Source organism: Prochlorococcus marinus str. MIT 1214, assembly GCF_027359355.1.
GTDB lineage: Bacteria > Cyanobacteriota > Cyanobacteriia > PCC-6307 > Cyanobiaceae > Prochlorococcus_B > Prochlorococcus_B marinus_F.
Genome location: NZ_CP114777.1, coordinates 289,197 through 311,761 on the forward strand (window position 1 = coordinate 289,197; position 22,565 = coordinate 311,761).

General features: G+C 34.0%; 25 protein-coding genes and 1 pseudogene. 10 read left to right on the forward strand and 16 right to left on the reverse strand.

The annotated features are described in order from the left end of the window. The first annotated feature begins 20 nt into the window (after positions 1 to 20). The 3 genes from O5639_RS01550 to secF are packed head-to-tail and all read left to right on the forward strand — an operon-like array spanning position 21 to position 3,488. Positions 21 to 1,010, forward strand: coding sequence for an alpha-ketoacid dehydrogenase subunit beta (locus O5639_RS01550; RefSeq protein ID WP_269624758.1), 990 nt, complete (start codon positions 21 to 23; stop codon positions 1,008 to 1,010). Between the two features lie 2 nt (positions 1,011 to 1,012). Then, complete coding sequence (gene secD / locus O5639_RS01555) at positions 1,013 to 2,503, forward strand: protein translocase subunit SecD (protein WP_269624759.1); 1,491 nt, start codon at positions 1,013 to 1,015, stop codon at positions 2,501 to 2,503. Positions 2,504 to 2,522: 19 nt separating this feature from the next. Continuing rightward, entirely contained in the window at positions 2,523 to 3,488 is a 966-nt protein-coding gene (secF, locus tag O5639_RS01560) for a protein translocase subunit SecF (RefSeq protein ID WP_269624760.1), read from the forward strand. 310 nt (positions 3,489 to 3,798) lie between these two features. Here secF and O5639_RS01565 read toward each other — a convergent pair whose 3' ends face one another. Then, on the reverse strand, positions 3,799 to 3,996 hold the full coding sequence (locus O5639_RS01565; RefSeq protein WP_269624761.1) for a hypothetical protein: 198 nt from the start codon (positions 3,994 to 3,996) through the stop codon (positions 3,799 to 3,801). A gap of 342 nt (positions 3,997 to 4,338) precedes the next feature. Between O5639_RS01565 and O5639_RS01570 the strand changes: the two genes are divergently transcribed. Continuing rightward, positions 4,339 to 5,793 carry an ArnT family glycosyltransferase gene (locus tag O5639_RS01570; protein ID WP_269624762.1) on the forward strand — a complete coding sequence of 485 codons (1,455 nt, stop codon included), beginning with the start codon at positions 4,339 to 4,341 and terminating at the stop codon, positions 5,791 to 5,793. Between the two features lie 40 nt (positions 5,794 to 5,833). After that, on the forward strand, positions 5,834 to 5,992 hold the full coding sequence (locus O5639_RS01575; protein ID WP_269624763.1) for a hypothetical protein: 159 nt from the start codon (positions 5,834 to 5,836) through the stop codon (positions 5,990 to 5,992). Here O5639_RS01575 and O5639_RS01580 read toward each other — a convergent pair. After that, positions 5,989 to 6,333, reverse strand: a complete 345-nt coding sequence (locus tag O5639_RS01580) for a hypothetical protein (protein WP_269624764.1) — start codon at positions 6,331 to 6,333, stop codon at positions 5,989 to 5,991. The two genes, O5639_RS01575 and O5639_RS01580, sit on opposite strands and share 4 nt — an antisense overlap. A gap of 223 nt (positions 6,334 to 6,556) precedes the next feature. Here O5639_RS01580 and O5639_RS01585 point away from each other — a divergent pair, with 223 nt between their 5' ends. Continuing rightward, positions 6,557 to 6,826, forward strand: coding sequence for a hypothetical protein (locus O5639_RS01585; RefSeq protein WP_269624765.1), 270 nt, complete (start codon positions 6,557 to 6,559; stop codon positions 6,824 to 6,826). A 359-nt stretch (positions 6,827 to 7,185) separates the two neighbouring features. Here O5639_RS01585 and O5639_RS01590 read toward each other — a convergent pair whose 3' ends face one another. Next, positions 7,186 to 7,488: a DUF2103 domain-containing protein gene (locus O5639_RS01590; RefSeq protein WP_269624766.1), complete on the reverse strand. Its 303-nt coding sequence runs from the start codon at positions 7,486 to 7,488 to the stop codon at positions 7,186 to 7,188. 103 nt (positions 7,489 to 7,591) lie between these two features. Between O5639_RS01590 and petN the strand changes: the two genes are divergently transcribed. Then, positions 7,592 to 7,693 carry a cytochrome b6-f complex subunit PetN gene (gene petN, locus O5639_RS01595; RefSeq protein WP_071841048.1) on the forward strand — a complete coding sequence of 34 codons (102 nt, stop codon included), beginning with the start codon at positions 7,592 to 7,594 and terminating at the stop codon, positions 7,691 to 7,693. Between the two features lie 147 nt (positions 7,694 to 7,840). Here the strand turns inward: petN and psb29 are convergent, their stop codons facing one another. Then, positions 7,841 to 8,440 carry a photosystem II biogenesis protein Psp29 gene (gene psb29 / locus O5639_RS01600; protein WP_269624767.1) on the reverse strand — a complete coding sequence of 200 codons (600 nt, stop codon included), beginning with the start codon at positions 8,438 to 8,440 and terminating at the stop codon, positions 7,841 to 7,843. Between the two features lie 58 nt (positions 8,441 to 8,498). Between psb29 and clpP the strand changes: the two genes are divergently transcribed. Further along, on the forward strand, positions 8,499 to 9,116 hold the full coding sequence (clpP, locus tag O5639_RS01605; protein ID WP_269624768.1) for an ATP-dependent Clp endopeptidase proteolytic subunit ClpP: 618 nt from the start codon (positions 8,499 to 8,501) through the stop codon (positions 9,114 to 9,116). A 10-nt stretch (positions 9,117 to 9,126) separates the two neighbouring features. On the opposite strand, the gene ftsH is transcribed toward clpP, so the two are convergent. The 3 genes and pseudogenes from ftsH to pyk all read right to left on the reverse strand — a co-directional run. Continuing rightward, positions 9,127 to 11,049, reverse strand: coding sequence for an ATP-dependent zinc metalloprotease FtsH (ftsH, locus tag O5639_RS01610; protein ID WP_269624769.1), 1,923 nt, complete (start codon positions 11,047 to 11,049; stop codon positions 9,127 to 9,129). Positions 11,050 to 11,189: 140 nt separating this feature from the next. Further along, positions 11,190 to 12,419, reverse strand: a complete 1,230-nt coding sequence (locus O5639_RS01615) for an ABC transporter permease (protein WP_269624770.1) — start codon at positions 12,417 to 12,419, stop codon at positions 11,190 to 11,192. Between the two features lie 36 nt (positions 12,420 to 12,455). Continuing rightward, positions 12,456 to 13,883 (reverse strand): annotated as a pseudogene (gene pyk, locus O5639_RS01620) (pyruvate kinase); the annotation flags it as partial. A gap of 78 nt (positions 13,884 to 13,961) precedes the next feature. Between pyk and O5639_RS01625 the strand changes: the two are divergent. Beyond that, entirely contained in the window at positions 13,962 to 14,291 is a 330-nt protein-coding gene (locus O5639_RS01625; RefSeq protein ID WP_269624772.1) for a nucleoside triphosphate pyrophosphohydrolase family protein, read from the forward strand. Positions 14,292 to 14,302: 11 nt separating this feature from the next. On the opposite strand, the gene O5639_RS01630 is transcribed toward O5639_RS01625, so the two are convergent. Genes O5639_RS01630 through ilvA form a run of 3 tightly spaced genes read right to left on the reverse strand, consistent with a single transcriptional unit; the run spans position 14,303 to position 16,725 of the window. Beyond that, the gene (locus tag O5639_RS01630; protein ID WP_269624773.1) at positions 14,303 to 14,602 is read right to left on the reverse strand and encodes a YggT family protein; all 300 of its coding nucleotides are present in this window, start codon (positions 14,600 to 14,602) and stop codon (positions 14,303 to 14,305) included. Positions 14,603 to 14,626: 24 nt separating this feature from the next. After that, positions 14,627 to 15,133: an SMC-Scp complex subunit ScpB gene (scpB, locus tag O5639_RS01635; protein WP_269624774.1), complete on the reverse strand. Its 507-nt coding sequence runs from the start codon at positions 15,131 to 15,133 to the stop codon at positions 14,627 to 14,629. A gap of 47 nt (positions 15,134 to 15,180) precedes the next feature. Beyond that, the gene (gene ilvA, locus O5639_RS01640; RefSeq protein ID WP_269624775.1) at positions 15,181 to 16,725 is read right to left on the reverse strand and encodes a threonine ammonia-lyase, biosynthetic; all 1,545 of its coding nucleotides are present in this window, start codon (positions 16,723 to 16,725) and stop codon (positions 15,181 to 15,183) included. Between the two features lie 119 nt (positions 16,726 to 16,844). On the opposite strand from ilvA, the gene dxs reads away from it, so the two are divergent. Next, a complete protein-coding gene (gene dxs / locus O5639_RS01645) occupies positions 16,845 to 18,731 on the forward strand; it encodes a 1-deoxy-D-xylulose-5-phosphate synthase (protein WP_269624776.1) in 1,887 nt (628 codons plus the stop codon). Between the two features lie 68 nt (positions 18,732 to 18,799). On the opposite strand, the gene psaK is transcribed toward dxs, so the two are convergent. From psaK to htpG, 6 genes are all read right to left on the reverse strand, one after another. Further along, a complete protein-coding gene (psaK, locus tag O5639_RS01650; protein ID WP_269624777.1) occupies positions 18,800 to 19,060 on the reverse strand; it encodes a photosystem I reaction center subunit PsaK in 261 nt (86 codons plus the stop codon). Positions 19,061 to 19,130: 70 nt separating this feature from the next. Continuing rightward, positions 19,131 to 19,475: a DUF3593 domain-containing protein gene (locus O5639_RS01655; RefSeq protein ID WP_269624778.1), complete on the reverse strand. Its 345-nt coding sequence runs from the start codon at positions 19,473 to 19,475 to the stop codon at positions 19,131 to 19,133. After that, positions 19,472 to 19,780 (reverse strand): DUF2499 domain-containing protein, encoded by a 309-nt coding sequence (locus tag O5639_RS01660; RefSeq protein WP_269624779.1) that lies wholly within the window; start codon positions 19,778 to 19,780, stop codon positions 19,472 to 19,474. The genes O5639_RS01655 and O5639_RS01660 overlap by 4 nt, the downstream gene beginning before the upstream one ends. After that, positions 19,773 to 20,327 (reverse strand): peroxiredoxin, encoded by a 555-nt coding sequence (locus tag O5639_RS01665; RefSeq protein ID WP_269624780.1) that lies wholly within the window; start codon positions 20,325 to 20,327, stop codon positions 19,773 to 19,775. Before O5639_RS01665 ends, O5639_RS01660 begins: the two co-directional genes overlap by 8 nt. A gap of 18 nt (positions 20,328 to 20,345) precedes the next feature. Beyond that, on the reverse strand, positions 20,346 to 20,582 hold the full coding sequence (rpmB, locus tag O5639_RS01670; protein ID WP_269624781.1) for a 50S ribosomal protein L28: 237 nt from the start codon (positions 20,580 to 20,582) through the stop codon (positions 20,346 to 20,348). A 45-nt stretch (positions 20,583 to 20,627) separates the two neighbouring features. Beyond that, a complete protein-coding gene (htpG, locus tag O5639_RS01675; RefSeq protein WP_269624782.1) occupies positions 20,628 to 22,532 on the reverse strand; it encodes a molecular chaperone HtpG in 1,905 nt (634 codons plus the stop codon). Positions 22,533 to 22,565: the final 33 nt, after the last annotated feature.

Sequence of the window (22,565 nt, forward strand, 5' to 3'; positions counted from 1 at the left end):
CCGGACGATCTGTTAATTCTGTGAAAGGGACTCTTTTATTTAATGCTCTTCGTGAAGCAATTGATGAAGAAATGGACAGAGATCCTTTGGTATGTGTAATGGGTGAGGATGTTGGACAATATGGAGGCTCTTATAAAGTTACGAAAGATTTGTATGAAAAATATGGTGAGTTCAGGGTATTAGATACACCAATTGCTGAAAATAGTTTTACTGGTATGGCTGTTGGCGCTGCCATGACTGGTTTAAGACCAATTGTTGAAGGGATGAATATGGGTTTTTTGTTGCTTGCCTTTAATCAAATATCCAACAATATGGGAATGCTTAGATATACGAGCGGTGGAAATTTCACTATTCCAACAGTTGTTAGAGGTCCTGGTGGAGTTGGAAGGCAATTAGGTGCTGAACACAGTCAAAGACTTGAAGCCTATTTTCATGCAGTTCCTGGCATCAAAATTGTGGCTTGTAGTACTCCCACGAATGCTAAAGGCCTAATGAAAGCTGCTATTAGAGATAATAATCCTGTTCTTTTCTTTGAACATGTTCTTTTATATAACCTCACTGAAGAACTGCCTGAGGGTGATTATGTCTGCGCCTTAGATCAAGCCGATCTTGTAAAGCAAGGAAGTGACATTACGATTTTAACTTATTCGAGAATGCGTCACCACTGTTTGAAAGCAGTTGAGCTTCTTGAAGGGAAAGGAATTGATGTTGAATTGATTGATTTAATAAGTCTTAAGCCTTTTGACATGGAAACAATATCTAAATCTATAAGAAAAACTCATAGAGTAATTATTGTTGAAGAATGTATGAAAACAGGTGGAATTGCTGCTGAGTTAATGTCTTTGATTACTGAGAATTGCTTCGATGATTTAGATTCTCCTCCTGTTCGTTTAAGCAGTCAGGATATTCCAACGCCTTATAATGGAAATTTAGAAAATTTAACTATTATTCAACCTCATCAGATAGTTGATGCTGCGGAAAATATTATTAATAATGGTGGAGTAGATTAATAATGGGTAGAAAGAACTATTGGTTTCTTGTTGTCATTATTTTTGCAGTATTAAGTATTTTTATATGCACCAATATACCTTTCCAATTAGGACTGGATCTACGAGGAGGTAGTCAACTAACTCTAGAGGTTAAGCCTACTCAGGAAATTACAAAAATTACCTCCAATGAAATCGAAGGAGTTAAGGCTGTTCTTGATAAGAGGGTAAACGGATTAGGAGTTTCAGATTCACAACTTCAAACTATAGGAACAAATCAATTGCTATTAGAACTTCCTGGGGAACAAGATCCTTCCGGAGCAGCGAAAGTGTTAGGAGAAACTGCTCTATTAGAATTTAGGATTCAGAAAGATGGTACAGCTGCACAATTAAGAGATTTACAAACTCAACGAAACAGCGTTGAATCTATTATTAAATTATTAGAAGAGAATAATAATTCAGCCCAATTAATAAAGGAGGTTAATATTAATAACGAAATTAATCAATTATTCGAAAAATATAATATTCAATCTGACCAGATATTAGATGTAGATCAATTCAATCTTTTAAGGAATAAAATAAGTACGGACATTGCAGGTCTGTTTGACAGAACATCATTAACTGGACAATATTTGACAAATGCAGGCAGACGACAAGATCAAAATACTAATAATTGGGAAGTCACTTTAAGCTTCAATAATCAGGGAGGAGAATTATTTGCAGACCTCACAAAATCCATTGCTGGAACTCCTCGATTGCTTGGAATTGTTATTGATGGTATTTCATATAGCGAAGCTAGTGTTGGTAAGCAATTTGAAACTGCTGGCATTACTGGTGGTGCAGCGACTATAAGCGGAAATTTTACTGCCGATGACGCTAGAAATTTAGAAGTTCAATTAAGGGGAGGAGCTTTGCCTCTACCTATTGACATTATTCAGATAAGAACAATAGGACCTTCTCTAGGGACTCAAAATATTCGTCTCAGTCTTTTTGCTGCTCTCACAGGCTTGCTTCTTGTAGGTATTTTTATGATCTTTATATATAAACTTGCTGGATTAGTTGCCGTCTTGGCTTTGTCTTTTTACTCGCTCTTCACTCTCTCTATTTATGCACTGCTACCAGTGACGCTTACTCTTCCAGGCATAGCTGGCTTTATATTAAGCATAGGAATGGCTGTTGACGCTAATGTTCTAATTTTCGAAAGATTAAAGGAAGAATTACGCAATGGAAACACCTTGATTCGTTCAATAGACGCAAGTTTTAAAAACGCTTTTTCATCAATAATTGATGGTCATTTAACTACTTTAATAAGCTGTATTACGTTATTTTATTTGGGCACTGGATTTGTAAAAGGTTTTGCAGCTACCTTGGGTATTGGTGTCGTCTTGAGTTTGTTTACGGCCTTAACATGTACAAAAGCAATATTGAAGTTCCTAATGAGTTATCAAGGCCTTAGAAAAATTACTAACTTTATTAACCCTAATCAGATTCCATCCCCATCTATCAACGTTCAATAGCAACTAATTAAATTAAATTATGAAAGCTAATTTTAATGTTCAACTCTATAAAAACAGAAAAAATGTTTGGCTTGTTTCATTCTCTTTATGTTTAATATCAATAATTGGAATGCTAATTTGCCTTAAAAGTACTTCTATTAAGGCCCCTTTGAATCTTGGTTTAGATTATACCGGAGGAACTCAAATAACATTAGAGAGGAGTTGTACTGATGAATGTATTGACTTAAATACAAGTGACATATCTAATAATATAATCGCTTTAAAAAACAATAATAAAAATTTTAGTTCAAATACATCTCCGAATTTAACTAGATCACAAATACAATTACTTGATAATTCACAATTAATATCCATTAGGCTTCCATTTTTATCTGCAGTTCAATCTGAGTCTGTAGTGGCAGAGGTTAATAAATCTTTCGGACCATTAAACAATGAAAATACTTCAGTCGAAATTATTGGTCCAAGTCTTGGGAAGCAGTTACTTAAAAGTAGTTTAATTTCTCTTCTCTTTGCTTTTCTTGCTATAGCTTTATATATTAATTTTAGATACGATCAAAGATACTCATTCTTAGCTTTATTTGCTCTTTTGCATGACATACTTATTGTTTGTGGTGTATTTGCATGGCTGGGATATTTTTTTAATGTAGAGGTTGACTCCTTATTCGCTGTTTCTCTTTTGACCATTGCAGGCTATTCAGTAAACAATACTGTTGTTGTCTTTGATAGGATTAGAGAAAAAAGTTTAATAGAGAATCAATTAAGTTTTAAATATCAGATTGATAAAGCTGTTGGTGCAACATTAACAAGGACAGTTTATACAAGTTTAACAACACTTCTCCCATTAATTTGTATATTGATCTGGGGCGGATCAACATTGTATTGGTTTGCCTTTGCTTTAGTAATCGGCGTTATAGCCGGTTCTTGGTCGAGTATAGCTTTAGCCCCTTCATTATTATCAATAACAAGAAATAAAGAGTTTGATTGATTTAACATGGCCTTTATTTCTATAGATAGATTTTTTAATTATATAAAATACAATTGGTTACAAATTCTTCTAATTACACTTTCAATATATGATTTAAGAATTGACCTTCGAATTCTAATCGATTTTTTTACTTTTTCGACACTTTTTTATACTATTTCTAATCACCCTTTGGCGATTACCATATTAATTACTAGCCCCTCACTTTTTAAAACTATAAATAAGGTTTGAATAATATCAACTAATCATTAGATTCTATATTGAGTTATTTTATTTATGCCTAAGTCCTTTTTACAAGGAAAATGGGCTTTCCTTATTTTTTTGCTTTTCTAGATGACTTTGGTTCAATTACAACCAATAGCGCCTCCATTTGAGTCATCAATTTTTTGACTTCCGTTGGCTCTGGGAGTGAAAGCTCTTCTGTTACTCCTAGATGCATTTTTCTCAGTTCAGATCGTAAAATCTTTAGAGATGCTTTTACTTCTTCCTTCTTTTCCTTAGCGGTTGCCATCTTTTATAAGTCTTAAAATATTTTTATTATACATGATGTTATTAATTAACAGTCTCTTAAATTCCCAAATCAAATTACTAAGGATATAATTTGATTAAAATGTAGTTCATTAAAATTGAACTTAAGAATTTATAATCATATTCGACCATGAGAATTCTTCCATCGAATATAATCAATTATAAGAAGATTAAAGTAGTTATTAATAACTATCTCTTACAAAATAAAAAGATTATTGTCCCTGTTCTGTTTTTTATCTCTTTTATTTCACTTTATTTCCTTATTGATCTTTCTACTCAAAGTCTCGTCGCCCATGATGAGGGTCTTTACGCTAGAAGAGCAAGATTGATTGAAGAATCTGAAAACTGGTTTTCCCCCCCATTCTTATCTCCTCACCATAAGACATTAGGAAGCTATTGGTTTATAGCATTATCTATTAGGTTGTTTGGATATAGTGAACTAGCTATAAGGCTTCCAAGTATTCTTTCTTCTTTCCTTTGCTTAATTAGCTCGTACTTAATTGCATTAAAAGTTACAAATAGAAAGTCTGCATTAATTTCTGTATGCTCACTTTCATCAATGCCATTATGGATTCAATATTCAAGATACGGTAGTCCAGATATACCATTCGTATTGTGTATACTTTTAGTTATTTTATTTTTCCTCAAATCTCTTGATTCATCAGAATATATAAGGCAGTATTTTTATATATTTTTGTCTGGCCTTTTTATTTCTATATCTTTTTTTATTAGAAGTTATATGGCCTTTGTACCATTTATAGGACTAGCACCTTTTATATTTTATCATTCCCATAAAAAAGAGAATACTTTTAATATTTTATTTTTTATAGGAATCTTTCTTGGTGCAATACCAACTTGCCTAAATCTTTATTTTTCATTTCAAAAGTATGGATTCCTCGGAATTACAACCCTTTTTGATTTCGCTAGGAAACAGGCAGTCGGCGATGTTGGTTTTAATAATTTATTACTTTCACCTTTGAATTTTCTGTATTTTACTTTTCCCATTGGAATATTTTTCCTTATACTATTTATTTTTACTCGACCCAATACTAAGACTAATTATCCATTATTGATTTATTTCTATCCCGCTTTATCTTTAATATTATTATTATGTATGTCTACTTCATATCCACATTATTATCTTTTCCTCTTACCTTCATTATCTATTATCTTTGCCACTTACTTATCATCTAACTCTTTTAGATTTTCCTTTTCTAGCTCTACTATTAAGTATTTACTGTTTATAATAAATCTATTCGTATCATTTATCCTCATATTTTCTATTATTAATTTCAAAGACAAAATAATTGCCTATTCTCCTGCTAATACATTGATAATTTATATACTTTCTACATTTCTATTATTATCGTATTTAAAATCAATTATATTATTATTTGACAATAAAAAGAATAGTTTTAATTTAATTAACTTCTTATACAATATTATTATACCTCAATATATTTCTTTGTCATTATTATTTAATTTTGGTGTGCTAGGTAATCCAAACTATAAAACAAAACTATTCCTAAAAGATGATAATGTATTATCAATTATGAATTCTAATACCATTTACTTATCAAGTCTTGACAGTAAAACTAAGACTTTATTATCATATTATTTGCCTTCGTCTAAGATCGTAGATGATTTTGATGATGTCAGCAAGTATAAGTATGTAATTACTTCTAAGAATAATTACATAGCAAAATCAAATTTTAAAAAATTCTATGTTACTGTTAAAAAATCTGACGATCTGTTTTTACTAATGAACATTAGCGAATAGCATTGCCTTAATTTTATTTATATATTATAATAGAATAAAAATGAATAAAATTCTTAATAATGCCTATATAAAATTTTGGGTGCCGGTAATGGGAAGGTTGGTTACTAAATTGATTCCTTTGTTTGAGGGTAAGCCTCCTGAAAAAGCTCCAACATATGAGATTGATGGTGAAAAATATAAAAAGCGAACTGCTAATTAATCAGGTAAGGAACCACCATGACAATATCCAACAGCTAAGGAATTTATATCCATTTCAATTTGAGATGTATTTATATTATTTGATTTTAGATACTTTATAGTCTTATTTATGCATGAGGAACTTGAAGATGTATATCTTACTATTGGATATATGTATAATATCCCTGCAATTATGATGGCGGAATAAGCTATATTTTTTTTGTTTTCATTAATTAAATTCGCTGCTTCTTTTTTCTTTTTTAGATATTTAGAAAGCCATGCGTCTGGTAATCCGATTTGAACAAACAACAGTTCAACCCACCATGGAAGTTTTGTATGGTTTTTATCTGAATTACTTTTCATAGTGATAGTTAGATTAGTTAGCCCTTTAATAAAAATCTTTTGGTCTATTATCACATTGTTATTGTACCAAGTAAAATATATCCCATTTTTATAAAAATGGTACACTCATATACTCGTTTTATGAGTATTTACCCTTATTCGAGTGGTTTTAAGATCCCCTTACTCGATTGATTGATTTTTCCTTTTAAAATGGTGTATTATTTTTGTGGATGAATTGTATTCAATGGCAAAAAGAAGACGTAAACTTAGTCCTGAATTAGAGAAAAACATTTCATTAGCCAAGAAGCAAATAGAATTAATTACAGCCATAATTCACGATATAGATGAAGATGATATACAGGAAGAATATAAATCTGCATTTTTACCTGTAATGAGTGCCTACATGTCTCTTGAGCAAATGTACAATGACGTAGGCTTCAATGATGAAACTACTAATCTTCATCAACTATATTTGACGAATTTAGATAAATTTAAAAACGAATATGAACTTTAGGTTTATATTCGGTTGCTTTTTTTATGCTTATTTTTAGCTCTCTTTCTTAGATTAATTACCTAACAAATATTCTATATCTTTAACCTATATTATTTTGCTTTGAAACTCGTCTAATAAATATTTTAATCTTTTTATTATTTATAAGTGTTTTACTTTTCACTTTATATAAATCTGATTATTTTATTAATTATTAGAGCTTCTTTGATTTACGCATTATATTAAAAAAAAATTCTTTTTTATGGCTGAACACCTATGCGAAATAGATTTAGCGATGAACATGATCAAAGAAGATATCATAAAGGAACTTTCTGAATCTGTATCTAGGCAACATAAAAACACCTACTTTCGTCAAGCTTCATCTAACAACCTTTCTTTTTCCGACAAGACTTTGGATTAGTTTTTTCAATTATTTTTATAATTTCATTCACGTCCAAGTTTGTAACCAGAAAGACCTCTTGTACAAGTTTCCCTTTCCTTGCTAGGAGCTTATAACCTTCGTTGGTTTTGATGGTAACTTTTAGACCAAGATTTGCACCTCTACCGTTAGTCTTTGATAGCGAGGCAGGTGTTACTGTCTTAATCTCGTCTGTTGCTGCTATCTTTTTCAACCATTTGATCAGTCCTTCTATGTTTGTGCTGTGGTTTTGGACGAGTCTTCCCATTTTTCTGATGCTGTTTGTCTAATTTCTTATTCGCTTTTAATTTCTCTAAAGTACATGATTTAAACCTTTTTAATAAGTTATAATTTAGAAAATAATTCTAGTCATGATCTTCACTTTAGGTTGGGCTTCCTTAGCTGCTATTTTCACTTTTTCTATTGCAATGGTGGTATGGGGTAGAAATGGAGATGGTTCAATTGATATTTAGTGATACTTACTGATGCCTATAGACTTCAATCTCTATAGTTTTCTATCTTTTCTTTCTATTTTTCTACTTTCGTTTATCACAATTGGTGTGATATACATAACCTATATTGATTTTAAAGATAAAAGAAGAAAAAAGTAAAGACTACAATTATTTTGATGTTAGGTTTAGAGCGATAATTTCTAAAGCTTGTTTCATCTTCTCAATATTTGACTTATACATGCTTATGTCTTTTTCCACTCTTGAATATTGATAACCAAGTAATTCGGAAATCTTACTTATCTCTTTATTTACATCTTCTTCTTTCATATTATTTATGAATGGTATTTCATTAGTTAACTTATATATACCAATAGCATTGATGCGACTATAGTAATTATTTTCTTTGTTCTCGTTTTTTACTTGTGTTATATATGCATTTAAATCTTCATTTGTAAATGATTTTGCCTTATTTACTAATTCTTCAGAGCTGTTAGTTATCTCTACTGGATTAAATCCATTGCTATTGCAAATTGCGTCGAAAAGCTTCTTAATATGTTCATTGGGTTTATACCCATTAGTGAACTTAATAAATATTTCTTTTAATCCAATAGCAAAAATTGAATCCCTCTTGAAGTTCTTTTGATGACTCAATAGATGAAGTTCTACAAGCAACTCATCTGCAAGCTTTCTATAAATTGGCGGTATCACATAAGGAAATTCCTTATGGAAATCAGATTTGCTGTCTGAAATTGTTGCTCTAACGCTCAATGCCAAACCTAGATAATTCTTAAGAGACCTTAGCTTACCCCGTGACTTAGCTAGGATCATGAAAACCGACCATCATCATAGTTCAATGATTCCAATAGTTATTGAAGAATCTGGAAGAGGAGAAAGAGCCTTTGATATTTATTCCAGGCTTTTAAGAGAAAGAATAGTATTTTTGGGTGAACCAGTAACGAGTGATTCAGCGAATCGTATTGTTGCTCAACTCCTTTTCCTAGAGGCGGATGATCCCGATAAAGATATTTTTCTCTACATCAACTCGCCAGGTGGATCTGTTTATGACGGCCTTGGTATTTTTGACACTATGCAACATGTTAAGCCAGACATTCACACAGTATGTGTTGGACTTGCTGCAAGCATGGGAGCGTTTCTACTTTGCGCTGGTGAAAAAGGAAAGAGAAGTAGCTTGCTTCATTCAAGAATAATGATTCACCAACCATTGGGAGGTGCAAGAGGCCAAGCAAGCGATATAAGAATTCAAGCTGATGAAATATTATTTATTAAGGATAAATTAAATAAAGAATTGTCGGATAGAACTGGCCAACCTATTGAAAGAATTCGTGAGGATACAGATAGAGACTTTTATATGTCCCCTTCTGACGCTGTAGAGTACGGAATTATTGATAATGTTTTTAATAAAAGACCAATAAATTCAGTTTGATATTTTTCATTTATTTTGGGTCCTGGAGAACTGGGATAAATCTATCTTTTTCGGGAATAACTGTGAATTCAGATAATATTTTGCAAAATTCTTCTCCGTCCATGGTTTCTTTTTCGATTAAAATTTCAACCAATTTATCCATAGCAGATCTATTATTTGCTACTAATTCAAGAGTTTCTTCATAGCATTGTTTAACTATTTTTCTAACTTGTTCATCAATTTGTTTTGAGATTTCATCTGATATGTCAGATGTATTCATTAGACTTCTTCCCACAAAAACTTCTTGACTATCTCCTTCTAGAGAAACTGGACCAAGGCTGCTCATCCCAAATCGAGTTACCATCTGACGCGCCATTGAAGCCACTTGCTGTACGTCACCACCTGCACCTGTAGTAACTTCTTCTCTACCAAAAATTATATCTTCTGCAGCTCTTCCACCTAAAGCTCCCATTATTCTGGCTTTTAACTGTGCTCTGCTAATTAACGTTTGATCATCATCTGGTGAGAACCAAGTTAAACCTTTTGCTTGCCCCCTTGGAATAACAGTAACTTTTTGGACTGGATCATGATCTTTGACAAGCGAACCTATCAAAGCGTGACCTACTTCATGATATGCAATCAACCGTTTGCTTCTTCCATCAACTAATGGTTGACCTTCCATTCCAGCGATGATTCGATCAACTGCGTCATCTATTTCTGAAAGTCCTATTTGATCTTTTCTCCTTCGCGCTGTAAGAATTGCAGCTTCATTTAGCAAATTTGCTAAATCTGCACCAGTAAAACCTGGCGTTCTTCTAGCGATACTTTCTAAAGTTAAATCTTTCTGCAATTTTTTATTTCTAGAGTGGACTTTAAGTATCGATAATCTTCCTGAAATATCAGGCGCGTCAACAGTTACCTGTCTATCAAATCTTCCTGGTCTCATTAATGCTGAATCAAGAACATCTGGCCTATTAGTTGCTGCAATGATAATGATTCCACTATTTCCTTCAAATCCATCCATTTCGGTTAGAAGTTGATTGAGTGTTTGCTCTCTTTCATCATTACCACCTCCTATGCCAGCACCTCTTTGTCTACCAACTGCATCAATTTCGTCGATAAAAATTAGGCATGGACTGTTTTCCTTTGCTCTTTTGAATAAATCTCTTACACGACTTGCGCCTACACCTACGAACATCTCAACAAATTCTGATCCAGAAAGTGAGAAGAAAGGAACATCTGCTTCTCCAGCAATTGCCTTAGCTAAAAGTGTCTTACCAGTTCCTGGAGGACCAACAAGAAGAACGCCCCGTGGAATTTGAGCTCCAACAGATGTAAATCTTTCAGGTTGCTTTAAAAAAGTTACTACTTCTTCTAAATCTTGTTTGGCTTCATTTACCCCAGCCACATCATCAAATTTCACGCCTGTCTCGGCTTCCATGGCAAATCTTGCTTTCGTCTTGCCAAATTGCATAGCTTGACCTGGCCCGCCTGGCATTGAATTTGATCTTCTTGAAAGTAGAATTAAACCACCAATAAGAATAAGTGGGAAAAGGAGATTCCCAAGAATTCCTATTCCAGCGGGGGCAGTTTTAGGAGGGTGTATATCAAAACTTATTCCCTCGTCTTTTAATGAAGAAACTAATTCAGGAGCTAATCCTGGAAGGTCAACTCTTAGTCTTTGTACTCTGTTATCAATTTCCGGATCAACTGATTCGACTATTGCATTTCTGCCTCCTTCGTAAATATCAACAGATGTTACTCTTCCTGCTTTCACATAATCGAGAAATCTGCCATAGCTAATTTTGGCAACTGGAGCATTTCTTGATGCTGAAGTGGTATTGGTTTGATTAACTTGGTTGTTGCTTGCTGATCCAAGGATTTGCCAAGTAATTAAGACAACGATTGTTATCGGTAGCACCCAAAGAGCTATAACTTTCCATTTCTTATCCATGAATCTTTAAGTTTTAGGTGTGATTCTAATGGTGTAACACCCCTTTCTGTTGGATAATTTCACCACTTCTCTCACGATTTTTAAAAAATTTATTTAAAAATTTTTTAAATTTACTAATAATATTATTTAATAAGTTCTATTTATAAACTTCTCAGTGCTGTAATTGGATCTAGTTTTGCTGCTCTTTTTGCTGGTAAAACACCAAAAGTTAAACCTATTGTACCAGAAATTATAACAGTAATAATAACAGTCCCAAAACCAATTGTTGCAGGTAATGGTGTTAATAATGCTACAACTTTTACAGTTGTTAATCCTAAACCGGTTCCAGCTATTCCACCTAGACTAGAAAGTATTAATGATTCAATTAGGAATTGTGTTGATATATCAAGCCTCCTTGCACCTAGTGCTTTTCGAAGGCCTATTTCTTCAGTTCTTTCACTAACAGATACCAACATAATATTCATAATTCCAATACCGCCAACTAATAATGATATCCCGCCGATTGCTGCTAGCATTAATGTTAATCCACCCGTAATTGTAGATACTATTTGCAAAGCATCTTTTTGAGATCTAACAGCGAAGTCATCATCTCTGATTATTTTATGTCTTTGTCTTAATAAGTTTGTTATTTGAAATTTTGCTGCTTTTGTTGATTTTTCATTTATTGCTTCAACACTTATGAAACTTAGACTTACTCCATAAGTTGGATCTTTACCAGTAATTCTGCTGACCATGGTGGATATTGGAATGTATGCGTTTTCATCTTGATTGTTTCCAAATACAGCACCTTTAGGCTTCATCACTCCCACAATTTCAAAAGACTGATCCTTTATTCTGATCCTCTCTCCCAAACCTTCTCTGTCATTAAAAAGCTTCTCTTCAAGATCTGGTCCAATAACTACTACATTTTTGGCCCCTTTTGTATCTTGATCATTGATAAAACGACCTTTAGCAATCTCAAAGCTTCTTACAACTAAAAAATCTCTTGTTACTCCTGAAATGGAAGTACTTGTACTTTTAGAGCCAGTTTGAATTACTTCATTTGATGAGATTTGTGGCGCTACTCTCTTAACAGTTGGGACTTGTTGTTCAATAGCCTTGGCATCTTTAAGAACTAAATTTTTCGGAAACGCAACACCTCGTCTTCTAGTGTCATTATTTCCTGGAACTACAAATAATACATTTGCGCCAAGATTGCTTAATTGATTTTCTGCAAGGTTTTGTGCTCCTCTCCCTACGCCTACAAGTGTTATTACAGAAGCATTCCCAATTACTATTCCTAGCATTGTTAATAAGCTTCTAAATTTATTAGATTTAAGATTATTTATTGCCATTCCCGAGGTTTCAGCGAGCGGGAGTTTTCTTTTCATATGTTTTTAGATAAAAAGAGTTTCATTGTCATCTTCTGAACTAACTATCCCAACTTTTACTAAATCTGTTGACCCACTTACTCCTGACAAGGTTCCTGCTGTCTCAACTACCAGATCACCTTGCTTAAGGATGTTCATTTTTTTTGCCATAGCCATAGCATCATCAAATGTTTTTGATGTACTGGTTTGATTTTCTATCAGAAGTGGTGTGACTCCCCATACAAGCTGAAGTGTACTTGCAACACTCTTTTCGTTTGTTACTGCTAAAACAGGAGTAGCAGGTCTAAATTTACTTACATTTTTTGCGGTAGCACCACTTTTTGTTAGTGGAATTATCGCCGCTGCGTTTATTTGTCGGGCAATGCTGCTTACTGCTGCACTAATTGCATTTGGAATAGTGCTTGGAAGATGACTTTCTAATGCTTTCTGTGGATAATCTCTTTCTATCCTTTTCGCAATAGTGGCCATAGTTGCAACAGCTTCGATTGGATAATCGCCTACAGCGGTTTCATTAGAAAGCATTACAGCATCTGTACCATCAAGAATTGCATTTGCTACATCACTTACTTCAGCTCTAGTAGGTCTTGGACTTGAGGCCATTGAATCAAGCATTTGTGTAGCTGTAATGATTGGTATGCCAAGGCTGTTTGCTTTTTTAATTAGTTGCTTTTGTAATAATGGAACTTCTTCTGCTGGCATCTCTACGCCAAGATCACCCCTAGCCACCATTACTCCATCGCAAAGTTTTAAAACAGAGTCAATTTGATCAATTGCTTCAAATTTTTCTATTTTGGCAACTACTGGAGTGTCAAAACCATGATTTCTAATTAGATCTTTAATTTCTATTAGATCTGATGGGTTTCTTACAAAACTGAGTGCTACCCAATCAACACCTTGTCTTAAGCCAAATGCTAAATCTTCTTTGTCTTTGTCGGTTAAGGCTCTAATAGATAGCTGAACATCAGGGAAATTAACACCTTTATTATTAGATAAAACACCCCCCACAGTTATTGAGCAAATCAATCTTTGTTCTTTTAAATCTACTTCTTCAACTTTCATTTCTACCCTTCCGTCGTCTAAGAGAATTCGATTCCCAACAGTCACTTCTTCAGCTAGTTTGTCATAAGTGACATTTGCCTGGTCTTTATTACAGTCAATATTTTTTGATGTAAGAATAAATTTATCGCCATTTTTAACATTAACAGGACCATTCTTAAATCTACCAAGTCTGATCTTAGGCCCCTGTAAATCTTGAAGTATTCCTATGTGAATGCCTAGATCAACTGAAACTTGTCTAATTGTTTTTATTCTTAGTGCATGTTCATCATGGTCTCCATGACTAAAATTTAGACGAAAGGTAGTTGCACCAGCTTCCACTAACTTAGTTATTTGACTCGCACTTTCCGTTGCGGGCCCAATTGTAGCTACGATTTTGGTCCTTCTAGCTAGGTCGAGTATTGTCATTTATGTGACTTGTGATAACAAAAAACTAGCACTTGATTGTGTTTTATTAGTCAACTTTGCTTTTTCAAGAAAATAAACATGGAATTAAATGATTATCAAAGAGAATCTCGTAAGACAGCTCTTTATCCTGAAGTAGGTAGCAATGCTATTTATCCAACTTTAGGTCTTGTTGGTGAAGCTGGTGAGGTCGCTGACAAAGTAAAGAAAATTCTAAGAGATAAAAAGGGTGTGTTTGATAAAGATAGTAAGGATGCAATTAAATTTGAACTAGGTGATGTTCTTTGGTACATATCACAACTTTCTAGCGAACTTGGATATGAATTGGAAGAGGTCGCAAATGCAAACTTACAAAAACTTAACAGCCGAAAATTTCGTGGAAAAATCCAAGGCAGTGGCGACAATCGTTGATCTTCAAATTATTAATACATTTGAAATCCTCCCATTGCTAGTAACGTTGCATTTCTAAGAATTGATTGAACAACATTGATAACTACAAAAGCTAAAATGGGTGATAAATCTAAACCTCCTAATGGAGGTATAATTCCTCTGAAAAAATTTAAATAAGGGTCAGTGATAGCGCATAAATTTACAAGTATGGGATTACTCATATCAAGATTTGGAAACCAGGTCAACAAAACCCTAATTATCAATATTGTTGAATAAATTCCAAGAGTTTTTACTAGTACAAGCAGAATTGTTGGAATAATTTCGTAACCCATTAGCCTTTAATTTTTAGTATTATATTACGCCGCTTTTTTGTCTTCTGCTTGATCTGGGTCAGGTAAGACAGAAAATGTTTGATGAAATTTTTCTGAGAGAGTTAACCAGAAAGAACGTCCATCCTTTTGTCGCCTTCTTTCCACGAAGTTTTTCTCCACAAGTTCTTTAATGTGATCGTATGCACCAGATCCTCTGAGATCAACCAATTCTGATTGAAGTATCTTTTTCTTAAGTGCAACAGTAGCTAGGGTCCTTAGTGTTGCTATGGATAAATCAGCTGGAAGTAGATTTTGAACCAACTGACCCAAACCTTGCCTTAATTCCAAACTGTAATAATTTTTACTTTCGTTTATTTCTAAAGAAGTGTCACGCTGAGCATATCCAGCCTTAAGTTCCCAGAGTGCTTTTTCTACTTCTGCAATATCTTTATCCAATAATTCAGCCATTTCTTTTGATGATGTTGGCCTCCCTTTGAGGTAAAGAATCGCCTCTATCTTTGCTGGTAATGATATTTCTATGCTTTCATTCATGATCTTACTTTTAGAAGCTATTTTTTTTATATCCAAAATTAACGCGTCTAATAAAAGTCTGCACCTAAAAATAATTTATAAGCTGGATTATCGGTCTCTTTCCAATTCTTATAACCTATTTTTCGAACAAATTCATTCCAAGCTGGAATATCGGAATTGTTTACCAGCACACCTATTACTATTCTTCCGGTATCAGCACCATGGTTTCGATAATGGAAGATGCTTATTGTCCACTCTGGTCTCATTGAGTTAACAAATCTCATTAACGCTCCAGGCCTTTCTGGAAATTCAAATCGGTATAGTAATTCTCTGTAATCTTCTTTGGATACTTGATTTAGTGTTCTTGGTAGCCTGCCCCCAACCATATGTCTGAGATGAGCCTTTGATAATTCATCGTTACTCAAATCATGACAATCAAATCCTCTTTCCTTGATTTCATCAATTAATAATTTTCGATCATCGATATTTGATACTTCTACTCCCATAAATATTTGAGCTGTTGTACCTTCTGACATTCTGTAACTAAATTCGGTTAAGCTTCGTGATCCAAGTGTTTCACATAAAAGCTTTAAACTTCCAGCTCTTTCTGGAATTCCTACAGCAATCATTGCTTCCTTGTCTTCACCTAATTCGGCTCTTTCTGCAACAAATCTTAGTCTTTCAAAATTCATATTTGCACCACAAGCAATCGCAACAAGGTTTTTATCTTTTAACTGATTTTTAACAATATGTTTTTTCAAACCAGCAATAGATAATGCTCCTGCTGGTTCAAGAATTGAACGTGTATCTTCGAAAACATCTTTGATAGCCGCACAGATTTCGTCAGTATTTACAGTAACCATTTCATCAACATGTTTTTGACAAATGGTGAAAGTATTTTCTCCAACCTTTCTTACCGCAACACCGTCAGCAAAAAGTCCAACATTTTCAAGCTCTATAGGTTTATTTTCTTTTAGTGAAAGCGTCATTGCGCAGGCATCTTCAGGCTCAACTCCAATAATCTTTGTATCTGGCCATATTGACTTTACGTATGCACTTACTCCAGCTATTAGTCCACCCCCTCCTACTGCAATGTATATGGCATTAGGTGGCTTATGACTTTGTCTAAGTATCTCTAGACCTATTGTTCCCTGTCCTGCAATAACTTCGGGATCATCAAATGGATGGATGAAAGTTAGATTTTCTTTTTTAGACATTTCCAGTGCTTTTTCGTAACACTCATCGTAAGTTTCCCCAAAAAGAATAACTTCAGCTTTGTGTGACTCAACAGCTCTTACTTTCATTATGGGAGTTGTCATAGGCATCACAATGACTGCTCTGCATTTAAGAAATGATGCACTCAAGGCAACTCCCTGTGCGTGGTTACCAGCGCTTGATGCAATTACTCCTTTAGAAAGCTCTTCCTTGGTCAGCTGAGACATGCGGTTAAAGGCACCTCTTAATTTGAATGAAAAGACAGGTTGAAGGTCTTCTCTCTTAAACCAGATGTTGTTTTTGAATTTTTTGCTTAAATTTTTTGCCCTTTCTAGTGGGGTTTCTTCAGCAACGTCATAAACACGAGCTCTTAGTATTTTCTGTAAATAGTCCTCCATAGCTAGTTTTTCACCGATTTTTGGTTTATGTATTTTCTACATTCCATTTGTTCTTGTGCAAGTTTTATCAAAATGTACGTTAGACCTCGTAGATTAGAGGGATTCAATCTCAGAGTTATATGCGTCTGAGCCAGTTAAGTCATCCGAATGAGCTTCATGGCTTAGCCATTAGTGAATTGGAAGATGTTGCTTGCCAAATTAGAGAAAGGCATCTTCAAGTAGTTTCTACTAGTGGTGGCCACTTAGGTCCAGGTCTTGGTGTTGTTGAGTTAACAATTGCTCTTTATCAGACTTTAGATTTAGATGTCGATAAAGTTATTTGGGATGTTGGACATCAAGCCTATCCTCACAAATTAATAACTGGAAGATATGACCGATTCGATTCACTTAGACAGCAAAAAGGAGTAGCTGGTTACCTAAAAAGAACCGAAAGTAAATTTGATCATTTTGGAGCAGGGCACGCGAGCACATCAATTTCCGCCGCTCTTGGAATGGCGATTGCTAGAGATCGAAAAGGAGAAAATTATAAATGTGTAGCTGTTATTGGCGATGGTGCATTAACTGGTGGAATGGCTTTAGAGGCCATAAATCACGCTGGCCATTTACCAAAAACTCCCCTTTTGGTTGTTTTAAATGATAATGACATGTCGATTTCCCCTCCTGTGGGAGCATTGTCGACATATTTAAATCGTATGCGTCATAGCCCACCTGTTCAATTCATATCTGACAGTGTTCAAGAAAGTGTCAAAAATCTTCCTTTTATGGGCGATGCTATACAAGAGGAATTTAAATCTCTTACAGGAAGCGTTAGACGTTTGGCAGTTCCAAGTGTGGGTGCTGTTTTTGAGGAATTGGGTTTTACTTATATGGGTCCTGTAGATGGTCATGATATCGCCGAATTGACCAGGACATTTAATGCTGCGCATAAAGTTGGTGGGCCTGTAATGGTCCATGTCGCTACTACAAAGGGAAAAGGTTATCCATATGCGGAGGCTGATCAGGTTGGTTACCATGCACAGTCTTCTTTTGATTTGACTACGGGAAAATCTATTCCTTCTAAAACACCTAAACCTCCAAGTTTTAGTAAGGTTTTTGGTCAAACTTTAGTAAAGCTTTGCGAGCAAGACAGCAAGATTGTTGGAATTACTGCAGCGATGGCAGAAGGTACTGCTTTAAATCTTTTACAGAAAGCTATTCCAGATCAATATGTAGATGTTGGTATAGCAGAACAACATGCTGTAACACTTGCGGGTGGAATGGCTTGCGAAGGCATCAAACCAGTTGTAGCTATTTACAGTACTTTTTTACAGCGAGCATACGATCAGTTAATTCATGACATTGGTATACAGAATTTACCTGTAACTTTTGTATTAGATAGAGCTGGAATTGTTGGCGCAGATGGACCAACCCATCAGGGACAATATGACATTAGTTATTTAAGATGTGTTCCTAATTTTACTGTTATGGCTCCAAAAGATGAGTCTGAATTGCAGCAAATGTTAGTTACGTGTATTAATCATAATGGTCCGTCAGCTCTAAGAATACCAAGAGGATCTGGTGAAGGAGCAGCGTTGATGGAAGAAGGATGGGAGTCTCTTGAAATTGGTAAGGCCGAGATACTTGAAGAGGGTGATAATTTATTAATAATTGGTTATGGCTCTATGGTTTGCCCAGCAATTAAAACAGCTGCATTACTTAAAGAGTCTGGAGTGAATAGCACTGTTATAAATGCTCGCTTTATCAGACCATTAGATGAGGAAACGATTCATAAGGCTGCCAAAAGAATTGGTAAAGTAGTTACAATGGAAGAAGGAACATTGTTGGGGGGCTTTGGATCAGCGGTAGTTGAATCTTTTAATGATAATGATATTTTTGTTCCTACATTAAGAATTGGAATACCGGATAAATTAGTAGATCATGCAACTCCACAGCAAAGTAAAGTATCACTTGGTTTAACACCAGAAATGATGGCTGAACAAATAAAAAATAAATTTAATTTTAATTAATTTCCAAACAATAAAAAAAGGATTATTGATTAATAATCCTTTTTTCTAACTAAATTTAGAAACTTAATTTATAAAACGCCTCTCGCAGCAAGACCCAATATCGATCCTATTCCTAATACATGACCTAGGCAGTTTGCAGCCACAACAGAACCATGACTTAGACCACCAAAAAATTGTGAATTAGGAATTGGGAACCCTTCGTTTGGCTTTTCAATATTTGATCTTGCAATGGCATAAGCAAGTAAATTGCAAATGATCATCACAACGGCACATTTTGGAGACCACTGAAATGTCACTGGATCAGCAGCAGCTAGTAATGTTGTGAACATCTTTTATCCCTATTGAATATATTCATTATCGACCATAAAGAATGCTTTTGCGTAAAATGTTACTCACCTCTTAAGAGTTTTTTACTTCCGTTTTATTTTTGAATGACTGCAGCATCAGAACAAAACCGTAAACAACAAATGCATCGCTAATCGTTAAAAACGATTCTGCTAGACCATGCAGTACATCTACATTTGTTAACTCATCCCCAAAATAAATTTGTGCGATTATTGCAAAAACTATCGTCATGAATACAAATAAGAGAGTTAACTTAAAACCAATAAATGATATTTTAGGTATCGCTTTTGTTTTGCCAGCGTAACGTAGAAATACTAGATAAGGAATTAGTGAAAGGACGAAAAATGGACTAGGATCAATTCGTGCAATTGACTCTAAACTAAGTATGGAAATATTCATTGGTTTGGTTGTGATGACTCAGTTCTAAACAAGTTCCAAGCAGCAAATGCAAGACATATATTACCTACAGTTGTAAGAGCTGCCTGTAGTACAACTAATCCTTTTAATTCAATACTGTTATCAAATATATGCCAGGTGATTGCAGCCATAGCACTAGCTAGATTTGGCAACATTGCTAAAGCAAAATAACCCAAAGCCTTGTTATTAGATATTGATGAAATATAGTCAATTATTATTATTGCAATCCCCCACTCAAATAGAGTTGCAATGTGGATAAACCATGTTCCTAAGGAAAGTTCATGCATATATTTTCTTTTGTTTAATAAGCTCTTCTAAAACTTCTTGAGCGTGTCCTATGGGTCTTACTCCTATCCATTTATATACAACTATACCCTTTGGATTGATCATAAATGTATTTCTTTTGGAATAGGGATCCAACCATGAATCATATGATTTACTTATTTCCCCTGTTGTATCTGAAAGTAGGGTGTATCCAAGTTTTGCGGATGTACAAAATGATTCATGTTCTTCTTCATTGTCAGCAGAGATTCCAACTACTGAGGAATCAAGTCTTCTAAACTTAGAAAGATTATCTTGAAATCCTTTGGCTTGTAATGTACAACCACTTGAGAAATCCTTAGGATAAAAATATAAAATTAACCATTTACCTGAAAAATCCTCCAGAGTCCATTCTTTTTGATTCGGATTGTTTCTGTTGAAACCATTTAATAAAAAATTAGGTGCTTTCTGACCAAGCTTAACGGAATTTATACTTGCAAATAATCTTGAAGGTTTAAAAAATAAAATACTAGAAAATAAAACAAAAAATTTTATAAAATTTCTTCTTTTCATTTGATTAACAAATCAAATTTAAAGTTTGTTTAGATCTACTCCTAATGATTTGGCATACTTTCCCAATCCCTTCTTCTGAATAGTTTTTAGTGCTCTTGTCGTTACTCTTATATTGATCCATTTGTTTTCTTCTTCCCACCATAATTTTCGCTGCTGCAAATTTGCTTGCTGCAATTTTTTGGTTCTAATATGGGAATGGCTGACTGACATTCCGTTGTTAGCTCTTGTGCCTGTAAGTTGGCAAACCCTAGACATTTTTCAAACTTATTCGTTTTTTTATTCTATCAAATGAGGTCGAGATTAAACGAATTTTTGAATTAATTTCCCTAAGACCTCCGCATTTCTAGTTTGAAAAGCTGCGATATCTTTATTCTCAAGACCTCCAATTGACAGTTTTGCCATCTCATAAACATGAATAGCTATGTCATTAGCTAATTGGGCTTCCTCTGATTTATTAGATCCTTCAATAACTATTGTGTTGGAATTTAACTTTAGTAATCCTTGAATAAGTGGATGGTTTGAATTGACGATTAAATTATGATATTCAGGCAGACCAGGAAGTTTCTGTTCCATTAATGCTGTTATATCATTAATTCTCCTCATTTGTTCTGGTAATAATATTAATGAAGGTGGGGAATTCTCACCTTTAAGACTTTGAACTTGTACCGTCACTTTTTCATTATTTAGTGCTGAACTAATTATCTTTTTAAGTGTTTCTGACTTGGTATTTCCATCTTTATCTGCGATTTCAGGTGAATCATCTTTAATACTTTCATCAAGTTCGGAGTCAACTCTAACAAAATTAATTTCTTTATTTTTTTCCTCCAACCAAGGAATAAATTGGGTATCAATAACAGTATCAAGTTTTAAAACTTCTTTGCCCTGCGAAGTCCACATATTGAGTGCTGTTGATTGAGAGACTTCATCAGTTGAATATAAAACCTTTTTGTTCTCATCAGTTAGCCTATTCTTATAAGCATCAAGGGTTGTAAAAGTCTTTGAACCAGATTTTATTATTTCATTAGTGTCTTCATTATCTTCTGATGTGTTTTTTGTTGTTGAATATAAAATTATCTCTTTTACTTGTTCTGCAAATTTTTCATCTTCCATAGCTCCTATTTTTATAAATGGTGATATGGAGTCCCAAATATCAGCATAAAATTGGGTTTCGTCTTTCTTTAACGTTTTAAGCTTATCGGCTAATTTCTTAGCAATAAAGTTACCGATAGATTTAACTCTTCTGTCTGATTGTAATGCGCTTCTGCTTACATTTAAGGGAATATCTGGTGAATCTATTACTCCTCTCAAAGGTAATAAGTATCTAGGAACAATTTCTTTAATTGAGTCACTAACAAATACCTGATTGCAGAATAGTTTGATTTCGCCACTTTCCCAATCGGCTCTTCCACTTATTTTTGGAAAATATAAAATACCTTGCAGGTTATATGGATAGTCTGTGTTTAGGTGAACCCACAATAGAGGATCGCCTTGAAAAGGATAGAGATATTTATAGAGTTCAATATAATCTTCGTCTTTTAGATTTTGTTTGCTTTCTCTCCATGGTGGATTCATTTTGTTGATAACTTCCGCTTCAAGAGAGATTTCAATAGGCATGAAATCACAATATTTTTTTATTAATGTTTTAATCCTGCTTGGTTCAATGTATTCAATTTCTTCATCCATTAAATGTAAAATTATATCTGTACCTATTTCTTCTTTATCTGACTCATCAAGTGAATATTGAGGTGAACCATTGCATTTCCATTTAATAGCTTGTGAATCATTCTTTGCTGATTTAGTTATTATTTCAACTTCTTCAGCAACCATAAAACTTGAATAAAAACCGAGGCCAAAATGGCCTATAAATCCATCATCAGGCTGTTTATATTTTTCAAGAAATTCTTCTGCACTAGAGAATGCTACTTGATTAATATATTTCTTAATTTCATCACTAGTCATTCCAATTCCATTGTCACTAATTGTCAATGTCTTATTTTCTCTGTCAATTGAGATTTTTATTTTTTCATCTTCAGAAGCAACACAATCACCTGCAAAGGCGGCCATTTTCCTTTTCTTGATCGCATCTACCGAGTTACTTATTAGTTCTCTAATGAATATTTCATGATCTGAGTAGACTGCTTTTTTTATTATTGGAAATATATTTTCTGTGTGAATAAGAATTGTTCCTTCTTCTTTAACAGGCATGACTTATCAAAATTTCTATCATCATAGCGATTC